Genomic DNA, 16,217 nt, shown 5'->3' on the forward strand with positions numbered 1-16,217 from the left:
CGACGGGTGCGGTAGACCGGCACCAGACTTGACGTCAATATAGACATCCAGGGCTGGCGGGCCCGCCGCTTAGGTGCCCGCGGCGAGGCAGGCGGCCACGGGGCCGCCATGGCGGACGGTCCCGAGACCGTCGGATGGTTCGGCCCCCGGGTGCTGCCCGGACGCCCGCGGCTGGCTGCAGAGAACGCTGGAACCTTCAAGGAGCGGTATGGACGTCCGTCTGACGACTGAGCAGCGCGAGCTGCGGGACGCGGCCGCCCGGCTCGCGGACGGCCTCGGGCCCGGGTCCGTGCTCGACCTCGCCGACGACGACCGCGCCGCCCGCCTGGAGAAGGCGATCGCCGCGACCGGCTGGCGGACGCTGCGGTCCGACGGCGCCTCCGGCGTCGAGGTGGCGCTGGTCGTCGAGGAGTTCGCCCGCGGGCTCGTCGACGTGCCGTTCTCGGGCCCGGTGCTCGCCGACGACCTGCACGCCCGGCTGACCACGGACGGCGACGTGGCCGACGCCGCCGGTCTCGACGCCGCCGCGAGTGGCGTGGCGACCATCGTCGTCGACGGGATCGCCCCCGACGCCAGGGGCATGCACGGCCTGCTCGGCCTCGACGGCACGTCCGTGCTGGCCGGCACCGTCGGCGCGACCGAGCTGGGCGTCGACCTCACCAGGCTGGTGGGCGGTGCCGCCACCGCGCTGACGGCGGTCGGCTCGGTCGACGTCGAGGCGGCGGCCAAGGCCCGCGCGCTCGCCCTGGTCGTCACGGCCGCCGACATGCTGGGGGCAGCCCGCGGTGCACAGGCCCTCGCCGCCGACTACGCGAAGGTGCGCTCGCAGTACGGCCACGCGATCGGCTCCTACCAGGCAGTCGCGCACCTGCTCGCCGAGGCGCTGGCGCTGGTCGAGGGCTCGGTCAGCGTGCTGCGGCACGCGGCCTGGGCCGTCGACGAGCTGCCCGCCCCCGAGGCGGTCCAGGCGGCGCTGATCGCCAAGGTCTACGTCGAGCGGGCCGCCCGGACCATCTGCGAGACCTCGATCCAGGTGCACGGCGGCATCGGTAACACCTGGGAGTGCCTTGCTCACGTCTTCCTGCGGCGGGTGCTGACGTCCGCCGAGCTGTTCCCCGCGAAGCTGGAGGAGATCGACCTTGGACTTTCGTGACTCCGCGGAGGAAGCCGCGTTCCGCGCGCGGCTGCGGGAATGGCTGGCCGGCAACGTCGCGGACTTCAAGGCGACCGGCGACGACTACTGGCACCAGGCGGGCCGCTGGCACACCGCCCTGTACGAGGGCGGCTTCTTCGGTCTGAGCTGGCCGAAGCGGTTCGGCGGGCAGGACCTGGCTCCGGCCTATGACGTCATCCTCGACGAGGAGCTGGCCATCGCCGGCGCGCCGCCGCGGCCGAGCCTGGGCTACCTGGCGCACGGTCTCGGCGCGCACGCCAGTGACGAGGTGCAGCTGCGCTTCCTGCCAGGCATGATCAACGGCTCCGAGCGCTGGTGTCAGGGCTTCTCCGAGCCGGGCGCCGGCTCCGACCTCGCCTCGCTGACCACCAGGGCCGAGCTCGACGGCGACGATTACCTCATCCACGGTCACAAGATCTGGACGAGCTACTCGGACGTCGCCGACTGGTGCCTGCTGCTGGCTCGCACCGACCCGGACGCCCCGCGGCACAAGGGCATCTCCGGCTTCATCATCTCGATGCACCAGCCCGGGATCGAGCAGCGCCCGCTCAAGATGATCAACGGGGTGTCGGCCGAGTTCGGCCAGGTGCTGTTCGACGGTGCCCGGGTGCCGGCGGCGAACATGGTCGGCAAGCCCGGCGACGGCTGGAAGGTCGCGATGACGGTGGTCGGCCACGAGCGGGAGCCCTCCACGCTGGGCTTCGCGGCTCGGTACGGCAAGACCGTGCGCGCACTCGCGAAGACCGCCGCCGCGGCCGGCGGCACCGTGCCCGATGACCTGCGCTGGGGCGCGGTGCAGGCCGAGATGCTGCGCCTGCACGTCCGCCGCCGCCTGTCCGAGCAGCTCGACGGGGTCACCCACACCTCGGACGGCTCGCTGGACAAGCTGCTCATGACGTGGGTCGAACAGTCCGTCGGTCACGCGGCGCTCGCCGTCACCGGCACTCGTGACGCCGAGATGCTCGCGACCTACCTTTACAGCCGGTCGCAGAGCGTCATGGGCGGCACGTCGCAGATCCAGAAGAACATCGTCGCGGGCCGCATCCTCGGCCTGCCGGCCAGCTGAGCGGCCCGGAGGGACATTGATGTCCGAGAACCTTTACGACCTGCCGGACGAGGTCCAGGTCCGGGCCGACGGCCCGATCCGGATCATCACACTGAACCGGCCGGACAACCTGAACGCGGTCAACCACGAGCTGCACGTCGGGCTCGCCCGGCTGTGGACCCGCCTCAACGAGGACCTCGACGCCCGGGCCGCGGTCATCACGGGCGCGGGCCGAGCCTTCTCGGCGGGCGGCGACTTCGCCTACCTGGACGTGCTGCGCCAGGACTCCAGGCTGCAGAAACTGACCATCATGCACGGCCGGGACATCATCCTCGGCATGCTGCGCTGCCGGCTCCCCGTGGTCGCCGCAGTCAACGGTCCGGCGGCCGGCCTCGGCTGTAGCCTCGTCGCGCTCTCGGACATCGTCTACATGGCCGAGAAGGCATACCTGCTCGACCCGCACGTGCAGGTCGGCCTGGTCGCCGCCGACGGCGGCCCGCTCGTCTGGCCGATGAGCACCAGCATGCACTGGGTGAAGGAATACGCGCTCACCGGCAAGCGAATCCCGGCCGAGAAGGCGCTGGAGATGGGCCTGGCGAACCACATCGTCGCCGACCCGGTGGCCGAAGCCCTGGAATGCGCACGGGGCATCGCCGCGATGCCCCAGCAGGCCGTGGAGGCGACCAAGCGGCTGCTCAACCTGCAGCTCGAGAAGAACGTCCTCGCCTCTCTCGACTACGCGAACTACGCCGAGCAGGTGTCGTTCACCACCGAGGACTTCGCCGCCATCATGGCGAAGCTCACCGCCAACAAGTCCTGACCCGGCGGCACAGGCCGGTCGCGGCGACGGCGGTCGAGCGCCCGGTGCCGCGACCGGCTTGCCGGCTGGTCGGAATGATCGCCGCCTCCGCCCGCTGATGGTCGCAATCCGGTGGCCGTTACGACCACGAGAGGGTCGAAACGGCGATCATGGCAGCTACCGACGCGGCGGCCGGCCGCACGATTTCGTTTTCCTGATTGGTTCTGAGGGGTGACGACCGGATGCGACGCACGGTCTACGGTCCGGAGCACGACGCGTTCCGGGCGACGGTCCGGACCTTCCTCGAGAAGGAGGTCGTCGCGCACTACGACGAGTGGGAGGAGGGCGGCATGCCGCCGCGCGACTTCTACACCAAGTGCGGCGAGCTCGGCATCATGGGCCTCGGCATTCCCGAGGAGTACGGCGGCGGCGGCGCCTCCTACCTGTTCAACGCGGTCGTCGCGGAGGAGGCCGGCCGGCTCGGCCTTGGCCTCGGCCCGCTGCGCATCCACTGCGACATCTCGGTGCCGTACTTCGTCGGCCACGCCAACGAGGAGCAGAAGGCCCGCTGGCTGCCCGGCCTGGCCGACGGGTCGCTGGTCTGCGCGCTCGCGTTGACCGAGCCGGGCGCGGGCTCCGACCTCGCCGGCCTCGCGGCGAGCGCCCGGCTCGACGGCGACGAGTACGTCGTGAACGGCTCGAAGACGTTCATCACGGGCGGGCTGAACGCCGACGTCTTCCTCACCGCCGTCAAGACCGACCCAACCCAGCGCCACGCGGGACTCTCGCTCCTGGTCATCGACGCGCAGAGCGCCGGCGTCTCCCGGGGCGCGCCGATGAAGAAGATCGGCCTGCACATCCAGGAGGCGTGCGAGATCGTCTTCGACGACGTCCGCGTGCCTGCGGCGAACCTGCTCGGCGAAGTGGGCCAGGGCTTCACCTACCTGACCTCGCACCTGCCCCAGGAGCGCATGTCGATCTCGGTCAACGCCCAGTCGTCGGCGGCGTCGGTCGTCACCCAGACGGTCGAGTACGTGAAAGGCCGCAAGGCGTTCGGCAAGACGCTGAGCCATTTCCAGAACACCAGGTTCGTGCTCGCCGACTGCGCCACCCAGGTCGAGGCCGGCTGGGCGATGCTCGACCGCGCTCTGGTCGCGCTCGACACCGGTGAGCTCACCCCGACCGACGCGGCGAAGGTCAAGCTGTTCGTCACCGAGATGCAGGGCCGGGTGGTCGACGCCTGCCTGCAGCTCTTCGGCGGCTACGGGTACATGACCGAGTACCCGGTCGCCCGCGCGTGGGCCGACGCCCGTGTCGGCCGCATCTACGGCGGCTCCTCCGAGATCATGAAAACCATCATCGCGAAGGACCTCGGCCTGTAGGCGAGCCACTGCCCACAGCCAGCCGCTCGGCCGCCCCGGCTGGGCGGCTGCGGCGTCTGGGCGGCTGCGGCGTCTGCGGCGGCTGGGCGGCTGCGGCGGCTGGGTGGCTAGGGAGTCAAGAAGGCGCAACGCGGACCGGCAGCTTTCGCCAGCCGCAGGTCCACCGTCGCGAGCGGTGCGTTCAACGACTCCGCGAGCGCCACGTACCACGCGTCACACGAGGTCACGTTCTCCCGGAGTTCCCCATACCCGCCGGCTGAACGGCTCATAGGCGAACCGCTCGACCCGAAGGCTGAGCAGGTCCGCGTGGGCCAGCGCCGCGGTGTCCGCTGAGATCTGGCCAGACTGCGCCGCTCGACGCAGCACGTTGGTGACCTCGATGGGCATGAGATGAGGCGCGGCGAGGTCGTCACCACCGAGCAGTCTGTCGGCCCAGGTGCCGACCGGACCGCTGTCGACGAGTGCAGCTGTGACAAAGCCCGAGTCGAGCACGAGAGTCATGGCCGGTCGGCGTCCATGTGGCCAAGGATCGCCTCGGCTGACAGCCGGCTGTCGACCTGCCGTTTGCGGTCGCGGATCCGTGCCAGCAGGGCGTTCGGGTCTGGCTTGCGGGCAATCTCGATCAACTGCAACCGCAGGAACTCCTGAAGCGACCGACCACTGAGCGCCGCGCGGGACGCCAGCTCGTCTCGTGTCTCGTCCGGTACATCTCGAATCGTAATCGCAGCCGTAGCTGCATTTTGCTGCGAATGCTGGTGGAAGGCAAACGAGTCAACCGAGGTCGAGTTCGGCCGCGCGGCGCCGCCTCCCCAGCGATCAGATTGCGGGTGGGCCCTGTTCGACGCGGCGCAGGACGGGGGCGAGGGCGTAGAGGTCGGGGCTGCGGATGTGCTGGCGTTCGTCCCACCAGGTGGCGCAGGCGTCGACCAGCGGGCCGATGACGTCGGCGGCGGTGGCGGGCGTGGTCTGGCCGCCGACGACGACCTGGAAGGGGCCGGCGGCCGCAGGCCGATGTTCGGCGATGCGGGCTACCACCGCGCGCACGTCGTCGGGAGCCGGAGGGACGCCGTGGGTGGCGTCCGGGAAGAGCGGGACGACGCCGTCCCAGCCTGCGCTCTCCGTGGCGGCGGCGACGCGGGTGACGACGCGGGGATCGGGGAAGTCGCCGAGGTTCGGCACGTTGACCGAGAAACGCATGCTCAGTCCTCTCGGCGTGGTCAAGCCCGCTCTGCGCATTCCATGCTGACGCCGCTCCGGCGGACCCGCCGGGCGGCGGACCGTGGCCCGGACGGCGGCTCCCGGCCTTTGACCGCTGTCTCCGCCCGCTGGCGGTCGTAAACCAGCCCTACCGACAACCACCAGGGGACAGAAATGACGATCATGGCTGCGGCTGCGGCGATCAGGCGAGCGTGCGGCGACGCCTACGCGGAGCCCTCGACGAAGGGGTAGATGCGGGTGAAGTCGACGTCCGGCTCGGCGTCGGCGAAGCGCTGCCAGATGCCGACGGTGACGTCGCCGACGGTGTGCGGGGTGGCGGCGTCGCAGACCTCGGCCAGGTAGAGGCGGACGTCCTTGGCCATGAGCGTGTTGGCGAAGCCGGAGCCGTAGCGGCCGGTGAGGACGTCGTTGGGGAACTTGTCGTCGGTGGCCGCGCTGCGGCCGGACGACGTGTTCAGCACCTCGATCATCGTCGCCATGTCCAGGCCGGCGGCGACGCCGAACGCCACCGCCTCGCTGGTCGCGGCCAGCGCGGTGGCCGAGAGGAAGTTGTTCGCCAGCTTGAGCGCCTGGCCGAGACCCGGCTGGCCACCGACGCGCCGAAGCTTGTCGGACAGCCCTCGCAACACCGGGAGGACGGCCTCGACCGTGTCGTCGGTGCCGGCGTACATGACCGCGAGCCGGCGGGCCTTCGCCCCGGCGACGCCGCCGGAGACCGGAGCGTCGACGTAACCGATGCCGGTGTCGGCGAGCAGTCCGGTAATCTTCTTGGCCGCGGTGACGCCGATGGTCGACGTGTCGATGAGGTGCGTGACCCGGCGCTCGGCCGTGCCGGCGATCTCGGTGGCGACCGCCTCGGACACGGCGCCGTTGGGCAGGCTGAACACGACGACGTCTGCCGTGCGGGCGAGCTCCGCGACGTCGGCGGCGAACTTCGAGCCCTCGGGCGCGCGGTCCGGCCCGGCGACGTCGAAGGCGACGACGTCGAAGCCGGCCACGACGAGGTTGTTGGCGAGCGCCGCGCCCATGTTGCCCAGCCCGATGAAGCCGACGACGGGCGATCCGACAGTCATCTCAGGCCTCTTTCGGCGTCGACGCGGCCGCGGAGTCAGCGCCCTCGGCGGCACGGGTGGCCCGCACCTCGCGCAGCGCCCGCTTGGCCGAGATGGCCGCGGGGGCGCCGCAGTAGGCGGCGACCTGGAAGAGCAGCTCGTCGAGCTCGGCGTCGCTGACCCCGGTGCGCTCCCGCGCGCTGGCGTGCAGCTTGAACTCCTCCATCCGGCCGAGCGCCGCGGTCATCGCGAGCACCAGCAGGCTGCGGTCCCGGGTGGACAGCGGTCCGCCGCGGGTCCACACACCCCAGGCCTGGCGGGTGATGTGGTCCTGGAAGTCCTGCGCGACCGGGTCGCTCTCCGCCCTCTGGGCGTCGACGTAGGCGTCGCCCAGCATGGCCCGGCGCAGCTCGTAGGCAGCGCTCAGTGCCTCGTCCACGGTCGTTCCTCCGATCCTCGGCGCCGCCGAAGGAGGCGGCGCGATGTGGGCCGGCGTCGAGCCACCGGGTGGCCCGGGGCGGCCCGGGCGGCCGTCCGACGGCCAGACGCCGGCCTTCGCGTACGCGGTTGCGGTCAGCCCAAGGACAGGCTGACGGTCTTGGTCTGGGCATAGTCGTGCAGGGCCTCGAGGCCCTTCTCCCGGCCGAAGCCGCTGCTCTTGTAGCCCCCGAACGGGGTCTCGTTGGTCAGCGGGCCCCCGTTGACGGCCACCTGGCCGGCCTCGATCCGCTCGGCGACCCGCAGCCCGCGCGCGACGTCGCCGCTCCACACGCTGGCGACCAGCCCGTAGTCGGTGTCGTTCGCCGCGGCGAGGGCGTCCTGTTCGCCGGTGAAGCGCCGGGTCACCAGCACGGGGCCGAAGACCTCGTCGCGGGCGAGTTGGTGGGTGAGCGGAACGTCCGCGTACACGGTCGGCCGCACGTACTGGCCGGCGGCGCCGGGGCCGTCGGAGTACCCGGCTCCACCGGTCAGCGGGGTCAGGCCGTCGCGGGCCGCGTCGGCGAACGCGGCCAGCACCCTGCCGAACTGCGCCTCGGTGATGATCGGGCCGAAGTCGACGCCCGGCCTGAGGTTCTCCAGGCGCTCGACGACTCTGGCGACCACCTCGTCGTGTACCGAGTCCTCGACGAGCAGACGGGTCGTGGCCGAGCAGACCTGGCCGGAGTTCGTCTGGATCGCGGCCGCCGCGGCGGCCGCGGCCCGGTCGAGGTCGGCGTCGGCGAAGACGACGACCGGGGACTTACCGCCCAGCTCCAGGGTAAGCGGGATCAGCCGGTCGCCGGCGACCTGGGCGAGGTGCCGGCCGGTCGCCACCGAGCCGGTGAACGCCACCTTGCGCACGAGCGGGTGCGCCGCGAGGGGGGAGCCGACCTCGGGTCCGGTACCCGTGACGACGTTGAGCAGGCCGTCGGGCAGCCCCGCCTGGGTCGCGAGCCTCGCCAGCAGCACGGTCGACGTGGCGGTGAACTCGCTGGGCTTGGCGACGATCGCGTTGCCCACCGCCAGCGCCGGGGCGAGCGCGCGGGAGGCCTGGTTGAGCGGCAGGTTCCACGGGGTGATCGCGCCGATCACGCCGTACGGTTCCAGTCGGGTGTACGCGTGCGCCCCGGCGCCGAGGTCGATGGTGCGGCCGTTCAGGGCCCGGACCACTCCGGCGTAGTAGCGGAAGTAGTCGACCGACATGCCGATCTCGAACGCGACCTGGCCGGGCACCTTGCCGGTGGAGGCCCATTCGAGCTCCGCGAGCTCGTCGGTGGCGGCGGCCATCGCGTCGGCGACGGCGTGCAGCACGTCGGACCGCTCGCGTGCGGGCCGCGCGGCCCAGCCCGGCCAGGCCGCCGCCGCGGCGGTGACCGCCAGCTCCACATCGGCGGCGGTGCCCGCGGCGATCGTGTCGCCCGGCTCCCGGGTCGCCGGGTTGTGGGTGGCGAAATACGCGCCCTCGGCCGGAGCCGCGGCCCGGCCGTTGATCCAATGGTCGTGCCGCCGAGTCTTGGCGGGCGCGGCCGGTCGTGCGGTCGCATCCTGTGTGTCGGTGACGCTCACCGGAACTACCTTCCCTTCCACACCGGCGGGTGGCGTCCGGTGAACACGCGGGCACCCTCCTGGGCGTCCTCGCTCTCGAACACCACGCCGATCTCCGCCGGGTCGGCCCAGCGCCGCTCACGCCTCATCTTGTTCTGATCGCGACGCCGAGTGGGCCGTTGTCGGCTATCGAGGTCACCGACACCTGCGCACGCCACGCGGGGTCGGCCGGGCGTGACGGTCGACACCTTCCCCTGGCGGGAGACAAGTTTCTCGCCAGCGAGAATCAAACATGCAGTCCTCGCCCCCGGCCGGCCGTGGGCCGCGTTCGCGCAGGTGGAGGCCGGTGTCCGGGCCGGGCTGTTTGACTCGCCTCCCGACCGCGTGAGAATCTGAGAATCAACTCTGAGAACGGGGTTCTCCGGCTGGTTCGCGGCGCGAGACCACGATGCGGTCGAGGCCACAGTCCAGGCACGTCATCGCCGACGGGGCCCGGTTTTGGCCCTGATGTCAAGGAGGACGCGGGATGCTGACGCTCAAGGCCGCTGGCCTGCTCGATGTCGACACCGGTGAGATCATCCGGCCCGGCATCCTGAAGGTGGAAGGCGAGTACATCGTCGGCGTGGGCGGTCAGCCCGAGGGTGAGGTCATCGACCTCGGCGACCTGGTGCTCCTGCCCGGTCTGATGGACATGGAGCTCAACCTCCTGATGGGCGGCCCGGGTGAGAACCAGTTCACCGGGCAGATGCGCGACGACCCGCCGCTGCGGATGATGCGCGCCACCCAGAACGCCCGGCGCACCCTGCGGGCCGGCTTCACGACCGTCCGCAACCTGGGCCTGTTCTGCAAGACCGGCGGCTACCTGCTCGACGTGGCGCTGATGAAGGCGATCGACAACGGCTGGGTCGACGGCCCGCGGATCGTTCCGGCCGGCCATGCGGTCACCCCGACCGGCGGGCATCTCGACCCGACGATGTTCGGCCAGTTCGCCCCGCACGTCCTGCAGCTCTCGGTCGAGGAGGGCCTGGCCAACGGCGTCGACGAGGTCATCAAGGCCGTCCGCCACCAGATCAAGCACGGCGCGCAGGTCATCAAGATGTGCGGCTCCGGCGGCACCATGACGCTGTCCGGCCCTGCCGGCGCGAAGCACTACTCCGACGCGGAGGTGCTCGCGATCACGGACGAGGCGCACCGGCGCGGCCTGCGGGTCGCCGCGCACACGCACGGCTCCGAGGCCGTGACCCAGATGATCGAGTGCGGCGTCGACTGCATCGAGCACGCCTTCATGATCGACGACGACACCATCAACCTCATGGTCAAGCGGGGCACCTACCTTGTCGCCACCCAGGCGCTGATCGACGGCATGGAGGTGCTCAAGTCCTCCGACCCGCGCATCCAGGCGAAGGCCGCGCGGGACTGGCCGAGGGCGAAAACGTCCATCCGCAACGCGATCGAGGCCGGCGTGAAGATCGCCGTCGGTTCGGACGCGCCCGCGATCCCGCACGGCAAGAACGGCAACGAGCTGGTCACCCTCGTCGAGCGCGGTATGACTGCGCTGCAGGCGATCCAGGCCGCGACGATCGTCGGGGCCGACCTGATCGACGTCACTGACCGCGGCCGACTCGGCGAGGGCCTGCTCGCCGACGTCATCGCCGTGCGCGACAACCCGATCGAGGACATCCGGGCGGTGACCCGCGTCCCCTTCGTCCTGAAGGGTGGTAAGCAGTTCAGCTACTGATCTCGACGGTCCCGATGACCTCGACAGTGCCGAGACCCCAGCTTCCGCGCTCCCAAGTTCGGAGTAGACCGTGACCAAACCGAACCGCATCGAGGATCTGGTCGAGATCCAGCAGACCCTCGCCCGTTATGCGGTGACCATCACCCAGGGCGACATCGAGGGCCTGGTCAAGGTCTTCACTCCCGACGGCACCTACAGCGCCTTCGGCGACACGTTCGCGCTCAAGGACTTCCCGGCGCTGGTCGCGGCCGCGCCCAAGGGCCTGTTCCTCACCGGCACGCCGGCCATCGACTTCGCCGACGACGGCATCAACGCGACCGGCACCCAGCCGCTGTGCTTCATCGAGCATTCCGCGCACGACATGCGCATCGGCTACTACCGGGACACCTACCTGCGCACCGAGGACGGCTGGCGGCTGCGTACCCGGTCGATGACGTTCATCCGCCGCAGCGGCGACCACGACCACGGGATCCCGCACGTCATCGAGCGGATCAACCTGTGAGCGCAGGAGCGAACCCGCGGAGTGGTCGTCCGAGGGACGAGGACGGCCGCGGAGCGGGATCGCGACGGAGCGAACCAGAGACGCAGCGCGCTCCCGGCCTAGTGCCAGACGGGTTCGTGCCGCCGGTCGACGGCGAGACCGTCACCGTCGAGGAGTTCCGCGCCGCCGTGCGGGCCTGGCTCGACGAGCACGCGGCCGAGCTGGCCAAGCCGGCGGACGACCACTCGCTCGACGCGGAGGTCGCCCAGCTCGGCAAGGTCCGCCGCGCGCTCTACGACGCGGGCTGGATGCGTTACGGCTGGCCGGTCGAGGCCGGTGGCCTCGGCGGGCCGGACGTGCTGCGGGCTGTGCTCGGCGAGGAGGTGGCGAACCGCGACCTGACCGACGCCACCAACTTCTCGCTGGTCGAGGTTCTCGCCCCGACGATGATCTCGTACGCCCGGCCCGAGCTCGCGGCCGAGATGCTGCCGCGGCTGCTGTCCGGCCGCGAGCAGTGGTGCCAGGGCTTCTCCGAGCCTGGCTCCGGCTCCGACCTGGCGTCGCTGACGACCCGCGCCGTCCAGCGCGAGGACGGCAGCTGGGCCGTCAACGGCCAGAAGGTCTGGACGTCGCTCGCGCAGTACGCCCAGCGCTGCGTCCTGCTCGCCAGGACCGGCCCGGGCCACGCTGGCATCACCGCGTTCTTCCTCGACATGGACACCCCCGGCGTCGCCGTCCGGCCGCTGCGCACGATGCACGGCGTCGACGAGTTCGCCGAGGTGTTCTTCGACGACGTCGTGATCCCGGCAGAGCGGCTGCTCGGGCGGGTGGGCGATGGCTGGAGCCTCGCGATGGACCTGCTGCCGTATGAGCGGTCCACCTGCTTCTGGCACCGGATCACCTACCTGTTCACCCGGCTCGACCTGCTGCTGGCCGACGTCGAACAGCAGGGGACCGAGCCCGCCGCGACGACCGACGCCGCGCTCGGCGCCGCCTACCTGGCGCTGCACACCATCCGCAGCCGGTCGCGTAACACCCAGCGGCGGCTCGCCGCCGGCGTGCACCTCGGCCCGGAGACGTCCGTCGACAAGATCCTGCTGGCGACCGCGGACCAGAAGCTCTTCGACACGGCCCGCGAGGTGCTGCCCGGCACGATCGAGCTGACGGACGCGCACTGGCGCACCGAGTACCTGTACTCGCGGGCGGCGACCATCTACGGCGGCACGGCGGAGATCCAGCGCAACATCGTCGCCCGCCGGCTGCTGAACCTGGGCAAGGAGTAGGCGTGGACGCGCAGGAACGGGACCTTCTCGCCGAGGCGCTGCGCGGGACGATGACCGACACCCCGGCGGGCGCGGCGCTGGACGTGGCGCTGGCAGAGCTCGGCTGGGCGGACCTGCTCGCCGAGGAGCCCGCCGACGCGATCCCGCTGGTGTTCGCCCTGCTGGGGCAGACCGGGGCGCACGCTCCGCTGGTCAACGACGTCCTGCTCGCCGCCATCGGCGCACCGATCGGCGGTGTCGTCGCGCTGCCCTACGCGGGTGGGCGCACGGTCGTCTGGGAACGGGCCGACGTCGTGGGCGAGGGGACGATCCTCGACGGGCCCGTGCCGCTGCGGGTCGTGGCGGCGGACGCGGCCGACGGCGGCAAGGCCGCGGCGGACCCGGTGGCGCTGGCCGCCGGCCGCCGCGCGCTCGCCTGGTGGCTCGTCGGGACCGGGCGCGCGATGCTCGACCTGGCCCGCACCCACGCGTTGGACCGCAACCAGTTCGGCCGCCCGGTCGCGGCCTTCCAGGCGGTCCGGCACCGGCTCGCCGAGACGTACGTCGCGCTCGAAGGCGCCGAGGCCACGCTGACGGCGGCTGACGACGAGCTCGGCGCGCTGCTGGCGAAGGCGGCCGCCGGCCAGGCGGCACTGGACGCGGCCCGGCACTGCCAGCAGGTGCTCGGCGGCGTCGGCTTCACCGCCGAGCACGACCTGCACCACCACATCCGCCGGGCCCTCACCCTCGACGGCCTGCTCGGCAACAGCCGCGAGCTCACCCGCGAGGCCGGCGCCCTCATCCGCGCCCGCCGCACGGCGCCTCGGCTGGCCCAGCTGTAACAGACGCGAACCCATTCCTCGGGGCGGGCGCGTGGGCCGTCGTTCAAGACGCCGTGACGCCTCATCCTCCTGGGCTAGGTCAGCTTCGGTAGTTGTCGGCGCGATGGCAGATGGCATCGAGATGCGCGCTGACGCCCTCGAACACGGTGGTGCCGGGCGCCTGACCCGTCGGCGGCATCGGCGACCAGCGGGGCGAACCATGTCATGGTGGCCAGGTAGGGCGTCGGGTCGGTCGCCCGGCCGAGCTCCTCCGGCACGGTCGCGAGCTCGACTGCCTCGGCCGTCCCGGTCAGCTCGGTCCAGCCGAGTTCGGCATAGGTCCGCCAGAGCGGCATCGGGTCGACGCCCTGGTCGGCGACGGACCGGACCAGCGCCGGCGGGCCTTCCTTCGACAGCACATCGCGGACGGTGGCACGCAGCAGCTGCTGGTCCTCGTCGACTCAAAGAGCATGCCCGTTCCCGCTGACGGTTGGTGACTTTTCAGCCACGAAGGTCCTCCTACGGTCCTCCTACCGACATTCCGCGCGAACTCATGCGAGAATACTATTCTCCAATAATAGAAGCATCCTCTCGCGCGTTGCGCGGACGGAGGGAGCCAAGAGCGCACGTGGTTGCACGCATAGTGGGGAGTACGTTCTTCCCATGGCGCAGGATCAGGAGCTTGCCGTGAGCACGCTGAGTGAGGAGCCGGCCTGGAAGCAGCGTGCGGTCGAGCGCTCCACCAAGGCCGCGCGGCTGCGTGCCGAGCGCAAGGTCCAGCAGTTCCTTGAGGCCGCCCAGGACATCATCGTCGAGAAGGGGTCGACCGACTTCACCGTACAGGAGGTCGTCGACCGCTCACACCAGTCACTGCGCAGCTTCTATCAGCACTTCGGCGGCAAGCACGAGCTGCTGCTGGCCCTGTTCGAGAACGCGCTGCGCCGCTCCGCCGACGAGATCCGCGCCGCCGCCACGACCGAGGTCGACCCGCTGGCCGGGCTGGAGCTCGCCGTCCGGATGCTGTTCGCGAGCTCGCTCCCGGGCCCGGAGAGCCGGCATCCCCTGTTCACGGACTTCGCCACGCAGCTTCTGATGAGCTACCCGGCGGAAGTGCGGTCCGCGCACGAGCCGATGCTCACCCTGTTCGCCGAGCTGATGGGCCGCGTCGACGCGACCGGTCAGCTGCGCACCGAGCTGCGGCCGCGCCGGGCGGCCGCGATGGTGATGCAGTCGGTCATGTTCCTCGCCCAGTCGACGGCGGTCGTGGCGGACAGCGAGGGCTCCCACCCGCTCACCGGCGACGAGGTGTGGAATTTCTGCGCCGGGGGGTTCGTCCGTCCCCTTGTCCGGGTGACGGACGAACCCCGCGCGGCCCGGCCGCCCAGGTCAGCGGGCTGAGCCCGCCGGGCTAGACCTGGCGGCCCTACTGGTTGCCGACCTCGTGCTCAAGGAACTCGGCGTACTTGGCCTGGGCGGCCTCGAGCTTCGCGGGGATCCACTCGGTGGGTCGAGTAGCTGGAGAACATCTCGCCGTCGAGCAGCGGCTGCAGGTAGCGCTCCTTCTGCTCCGGCGTGCCATAGTGCGCGATGATCTCGGCGTTCCCGGTGTCCGGGGCCTGGCAGTCGAAGATGATCGGCGCCCACGCGGATCGGCCCAGGATCTCGTTCAGCAGCGCCAGCTTCTGTTGACCGAAGCCCTGGCCACCGAGGTCCACGCCGAGGTGCGTCGCCCACAGGCCGTGGTCGCGCACCTGCTGCTTGAGCGGGTCGATCAGCCGGCGGCGGGTGTTGATCCGGACGCGTCGGGCGCGCCAGGCGGAGCCGCCCAGGGACTCAGGCGGGCTGGTCGCCGGGCAGCCAGTCGATGAGGGCGCCGACGTCCTCCATCGAGCGGAGGGTGTCGTTGAGATGGGTGCACGTCGAGATCCCGGTGAAGGTGTCGCGGACGTGCCGGCGCAGGCCGTCGGGGCGCAGCCCGACCAGCCGGCCGGCGCTGGCCAGCGCCATCGGGCACTCCTGCCAGGGCAGCGCGCCGAAGTCCGCCACGCAGCTCGTGAAGGTCGTCGTGTCCGGGTCGACGGTCGCGTGCACGGTGTACTCGTGCAGCGCGGTCTCGATGCCGCCCTCGTCCATGTGGCTGTCGCGGAAGAAGCACTCGACGCGGATCTCGGGCTCGCCCGGCTCGCGCCAGACGTCGAGGCGCCGCCGCCGGCGCATCCCGTGCTCCGGCAGCGGGGCGGCCTCGTGCCAGCCGTCCGGGTCGGCGCCCTCGATCGGGCCGACCGCGGGCCCCACCGGCCTGGGTACCCGCCCGGTCTCCTCCAGTCCCCGCACGATCGTGCCGCCGGTGATCCAGCCGGCGCACAGGTCCGGGTACTGCAGGGCCAGGCCGGCCCGCTTGCGCCCGGTCGCGAACGGAGCCGGTGCCAGCCGCTGGAGCGCATAGCCGCTGACCAGGAGGGCCGTCGGCAGGTCGTCGAGCAGCTGGAACCGGACCGAGTGGCTGTCCCCGTCGCCAGGCAGCGCGTCGACGACCCTCTGGCGGAAGCCCGACGCCGCCTGGACACCGAGGAGCGCGTCGAGGCGTGGCTCCGCCGGCTCGGCCTCGATCCGCGCGATGGTCCGGCCCGGGAAGCCGAGCTCGACGATGACCCGCTGCGCCGCCAGGACCGACACCGAACCGTCGGGGCCGGCCCGAAGGTCGCGGCCGCGCGCGTCGAGGGTGACCGGCCCCCGCAGCCCGGAGAGCCGCAACGAGTCGTGGGTCGTCGTGCGGCGGACCAGGCCGGGCCGCGGTGGCGGCGTCGCCCCGGCGGGGCCGCCGGGCGCCGCCGGTCCTGTGAGCAGACTGCTCATCAACCAGTCACCCCTCGTCGTGTCGTGACGGCGGCTCAGCCGACCCGGTCGGGCTGGGCCTACCCACGCAGCGCGTCCCGATCCTCGGCGAGGGCGAGTCCCTGGGAGACAAGCCGGTCCGCCGACGACGTGAAGCGTTCGAGGCAGTCCTCGCGCGACCGGTACAGGGCCGCCACCCGGTCGGCGGGCAGCGGAACGGCCGAGCCGAACAACTGGCAGATCAACGACGGGTTCGGGCCCGGTATGCCCGGCAGGACGTCGACGGGGACCTCCACCGGGGGCACCCGGATGCCGCCGCGGGCGATGCAGGCCGCAGCTGCAGATGCTGGCGGACTTCATCTCGACCAACTCGCCGCCGATGCAG

The 16,217-nt window shown here is 71.6% G+C and carries 19 protein-coding genes and 2 pseudogenes; 9 read left to right on the plus strand and 12 right to left on the minus strand.

Translation table 11 applies throughout. From position 1 onward, the window contains the following. Positions 1-208 precede the first annotated feature (208 nt). The 4 genes from FRADC12_RS20730 to FRADC12_RS20745 all read left to right on the plus strand — a co-directional run bounded on the left by FRADC12_RS20730 (position 209) and on the right by FRADC12_RS20745 (position 4,400). The gene (locus FRADC12_RS20730) at positions 209-1,153 is read left to right on the plus strand and encodes an acyl-CoA dehydrogenase family protein (RefSeq protein WP_045877888.1); all 945 of its coding nucleotides are present in this window, start codon (positions 209-211) and stop codon (positions 1,151-1,153) included. After that, on the plus strand, positions 1,140-2,240 hold the full coding sequence (locus FRADC12_RS20735; RefSeq protein WP_045877889.1) for an acyl-CoA dehydrogenase family protein: 1,101 nt from the start codon (positions 1,140-1,142) through the stop codon (positions 2,238-2,240). Before FRADC12_RS20730 ends, FRADC12_RS20735 begins: the two co-directional genes overlap by 14 nt. A gap of 19 nt (positions 2,241-2,259) precedes the next feature. Beyond that, the gene (locus tag FRADC12_RS20740) at positions 2,260-3,039 is read left to right on the plus strand and encodes an enoyl-CoA hydratase/isomerase family protein (RefSeq protein WP_045877890.1); all 780 of its coding nucleotides are present in this window, start codon (positions 2,260-2,262) and stop codon (positions 3,037-3,039) included. Between the two features lie 221 nt (positions 3,040-3,260). Next, positions 3,261-4,400, plus strand: coding sequence for an acyl-CoA dehydrogenase family protein (locus tag FRADC12_RS20745; RefSeq protein WP_045877891.1), 1,140 nt, complete (start codon positions 3,261-3,263; stop codon positions 4,398-4,400). A 213-nt stretch (positions 4,401-4,613) separates the two neighbouring features. On the opposite strand, the gene FRADC12_RS20750 is transcribed toward FRADC12_RS20745, so the two are convergent. From FRADC12_RS20750 to FRADC12_RS33885, 8 genes and pseudogenes are all read right to left on the minus strand, one after another. Beyond that, positions 4,614-4,901 carry a type II toxin-antitoxin system VapC family toxin gene (locus FRADC12_RS20750; protein WP_157488973.1) on the minus strand — a complete coding sequence of 96 codons (288 nt, stop codon included), beginning with the start codon at positions 4,899-4,901 and terminating at the stop codon, positions 4,614-4,616. Further along, positions 4,898-5,032, minus strand: a complete 135-nt coding sequence (locus FRADC12_RS33880) for a hypothetical protein (RefSeq protein WP_255355214.1) — start codon at positions 5,030-5,032, stop codon at positions 4,898-4,900. The genes FRADC12_RS20750 and FRADC12_RS33880 overlap by 4 nt, the downstream gene beginning before the upstream one ends. A 3-nt stretch (positions 5,033-5,035) precedes the next feature. Continuing rightward, a pseudogene (locus FRADC12_RS35070) lies at positions 5,036-5,122 on the minus strand (FitA-like ribbon-helix-helix domain-containing protein); the annotation flags it as partial. Positions 5,123-5,216: 94 nt separating this feature from the next. Further along, positions 5,217-5,597, minus strand: coding sequence for a hypothetical protein (locus tag FRADC12_RS20760; RefSeq protein WP_198152991.1), 381 nt, complete (start codon positions 5,595-5,597; stop codon positions 5,217-5,219). Between the two features lie 224 nt (positions 5,598-5,821). Continuing rightward, positions 5,822-6,691, minus strand: coding sequence for an NAD(P)-dependent oxidoreductase (locus FRADC12_RS20765; RefSeq protein WP_045877893.1), 870 nt, complete (start codon positions 6,689-6,691; stop codon positions 5,822-5,824). Position 6,692: 1 nt separating this feature from the next. After that, on the minus strand, positions 6,693-7,109 hold the full coding sequence (locus FRADC12_RS20770) for a carboxymuconolactone decarboxylase family protein (protein ID WP_084011078.1): 417 nt from the start codon (positions 7,107-7,109) through the stop codon (positions 6,693-6,695). A 134-nt stretch (positions 7,110-7,243) separates the two neighbouring features. Continuing rightward, positions 7,244-8,716, minus strand: a complete 1,473-nt coding sequence (locus FRADC12_RS20775; protein ID WP_045877894.1) for an aldehyde dehydrogenase family protein — start codon at positions 8,714-8,716, stop codon at positions 7,244-7,246. Between the two features lie 5 nt (positions 8,717-8,721). Continuing rightward, on the minus strand, positions 8,722-8,844 hold the full coding sequence (locus FRADC12_RS33885) for a hypothetical protein (protein WP_255355215.1): 123 nt from the start codon (positions 8,842-8,844) through the stop codon (positions 8,722-8,724). 377 nt (positions 8,845-9,221) lie between these two features. Between FRADC12_RS33885 and FRADC12_RS20780 the strand changes: the two genes are divergently transcribed. The 4 genes from FRADC12_RS20780 to FRADC12_RS20795 all read left to right on the plus strand — a co-directional run bounded on the left by FRADC12_RS20780 (position 9,222) and on the right by FRADC12_RS20795 (position 13,018). Continuing rightward, positions 9,222-10,433: a metal-dependent hydrolase family protein gene (locus FRADC12_RS20780; RefSeq protein WP_045877895.1), complete on the plus strand. Its 1,212-nt coding sequence runs from the start codon at positions 9,222-9,224 to the stop codon at positions 10,431-10,433. Between the two features lie 70 nt (positions 10,434-10,503). After that, on the plus strand, positions 10,504-10,935 hold the full coding sequence (locus FRADC12_RS20785; RefSeq protein WP_045877896.1) for a nuclear transport factor 2 family protein: 432 nt from the start codon (positions 10,504-10,506) through the stop codon (positions 10,933-10,935). Positions 10,936-11,051: 116 nt separating this feature from the next. After that, entirely contained in the window at positions 11,052-12,197 is a 1,146-nt protein-coding gene (locus tag FRADC12_RS20790) for an acyl-CoA dehydrogenase family protein (protein ID WP_045879952.1), read from the plus strand. Between the two features lie 2 nt (positions 12,198-12,199). Then, on the plus strand, positions 12,200-13,018 hold the full coding sequence (locus tag FRADC12_RS20795; protein ID WP_045877897.1) for an acyl-CoA dehydrogenase family protein: 819 nt from the start codon (positions 12,200-12,202) through the stop codon (positions 13,016-13,018). 74 nt (positions 13,019-13,092) lie between these two features. On the opposite strand, the gene FRADC12_RS20800 is transcribed toward FRADC12_RS20795, so the two are convergent. After that, positions 13,093-13,416 (minus strand): hypothetical protein, encoded by a 324-nt coding sequence (locus FRADC12_RS20800; RefSeq protein ID WP_045877898.1) that lies wholly within the window; start codon positions 13,414-13,416, stop codon positions 13,093-13,095. A 268-nt stretch (positions 13,417-13,684) separates the two neighbouring features. Here FRADC12_RS20800 and FRADC12_RS20805 point away from each other — a divergent pair, with 268 nt between their 5' ends. Continuing rightward, the gene (locus FRADC12_RS20805; protein WP_045877899.1) at positions 13,685-14,395 is read left to right on the plus strand and encodes a TetR/AcrR family transcriptional regulator; all 711 of its coding nucleotides are present in this window, start codon (positions 13,685-13,687) and stop codon (positions 14,393-14,395) included. Positions 14,396-14,505: 110 nt separating this feature from the next. Here FRADC12_RS20805 and FRADC12_RS20810 read toward each other — a convergent pair. The 3 genes and pseudogenes from FRADC12_RS20810 to FRADC12_RS20820 all read right to left on the minus strand — a co-directional run. After that, positions 14,506-14,778 (minus strand): annotated as a pseudogene (locus FRADC12_RS20810) (acyl-CoA dehydrogenase family protein); the annotation flags it as partial. Positions 14,779-14,830: 52 nt separating this feature from the next. Further along, entirely contained in the window at positions 14,831-15,853 is a 1,023-nt protein-coding gene (locus FRADC12_RS20815; protein WP_045877901.1) for a DUF2889 domain-containing protein, read from the minus strand. A 59-nt stretch (positions 15,854-15,912) separates the two neighbouring features. Continuing rightward, positions 15,913-16,158 carry an alpha/beta hydrolase domain-containing protein gene (locus tag FRADC12_RS20820; protein WP_255355252.1) on the minus strand — a complete coding sequence of 82 codons (246 nt, stop codon included), beginning with the start codon at positions 16,156-16,158 and terminating at the stop codon, positions 15,913-15,915. Between the last annotated feature and the right edge of the window lie 59 nt (positions 16,159-16,217).

Origin of the sequence: Pseudofrankia sp. DC12 (genome assembly GCF_000966285.1) — a bacterium.
Classification (GTDB): Bacteria; Actinomycetota; Actinomycetes; order Frankiales; family Frankiaceae; genus Pseudofrankia.

Bases quoted from the DNA above. Each gene is read 5' to 3' on its own strand.
- FRADC12_RS20760 (WP_198152991.1), bottom strand. From the start codon at position 5,597: ATGCGTTTCTCGGTCAACGTGCCGAACCTCGGCGACTTCCCCGATCCC.
- FRADC12_RS20815 (WP_045877901.1), bottom strand. From the start codon at position 15,853: ATGAGCAGTCTGCTCACAGGACCGGCGGCGCCCGGCGGCCCCGCCGGG.
- FRADC12_RS20780 (WP_045877895.1), top strand. From the start codon at position 9,222: ATGCTGACGCTCAAGGCCGCTGGCCTGCTCGATGTCGACACCGGTGAG.
- FRADC12_RS20740 (WP_045877890.1), top strand. From the start codon at position 2,260: ATGTCCGAGAACCTTTACGACCTGCCGGACGAGGTCCAGGTCCGGGCC.
- FRADC12_RS20765 (WP_045877893.1), bottom strand. From the start codon at position 6,691: ATGACTGTCGGATCGCCCGTCGTCGGCTTCATCGGGCTGGGCAACATG.
- FRADC12_RS33885 (WP_255355215.1), bottom strand. From the start codon at position 8,844: ATGAGGCGTGAGCGGCGCTGGGCCGACCCGGCGGAGATCGGCGTGGTG.
- FRADC12_RS20730 (WP_045877888.1), top strand. From the start codon at position 209: ATGGACGTCCGTCTGACGACTGAGCAGCGCGAGCTGCGGGACGCGGCC.
- FRADC12_RS20745 (WP_045877891.1), top strand. From the start codon at position 3,261: ATGCGACGCACGGTCTACGGTCCGGAGCACGACGCGTTCCGGGCGACG.
- FRADC12_RS20750 (WP_157488973.1), bottom strand. From the start codon at position 4,901: ATGACTCTCGTGCTCGACTCGGGCTTTGTCACAGCTGCACTCGTCGAC.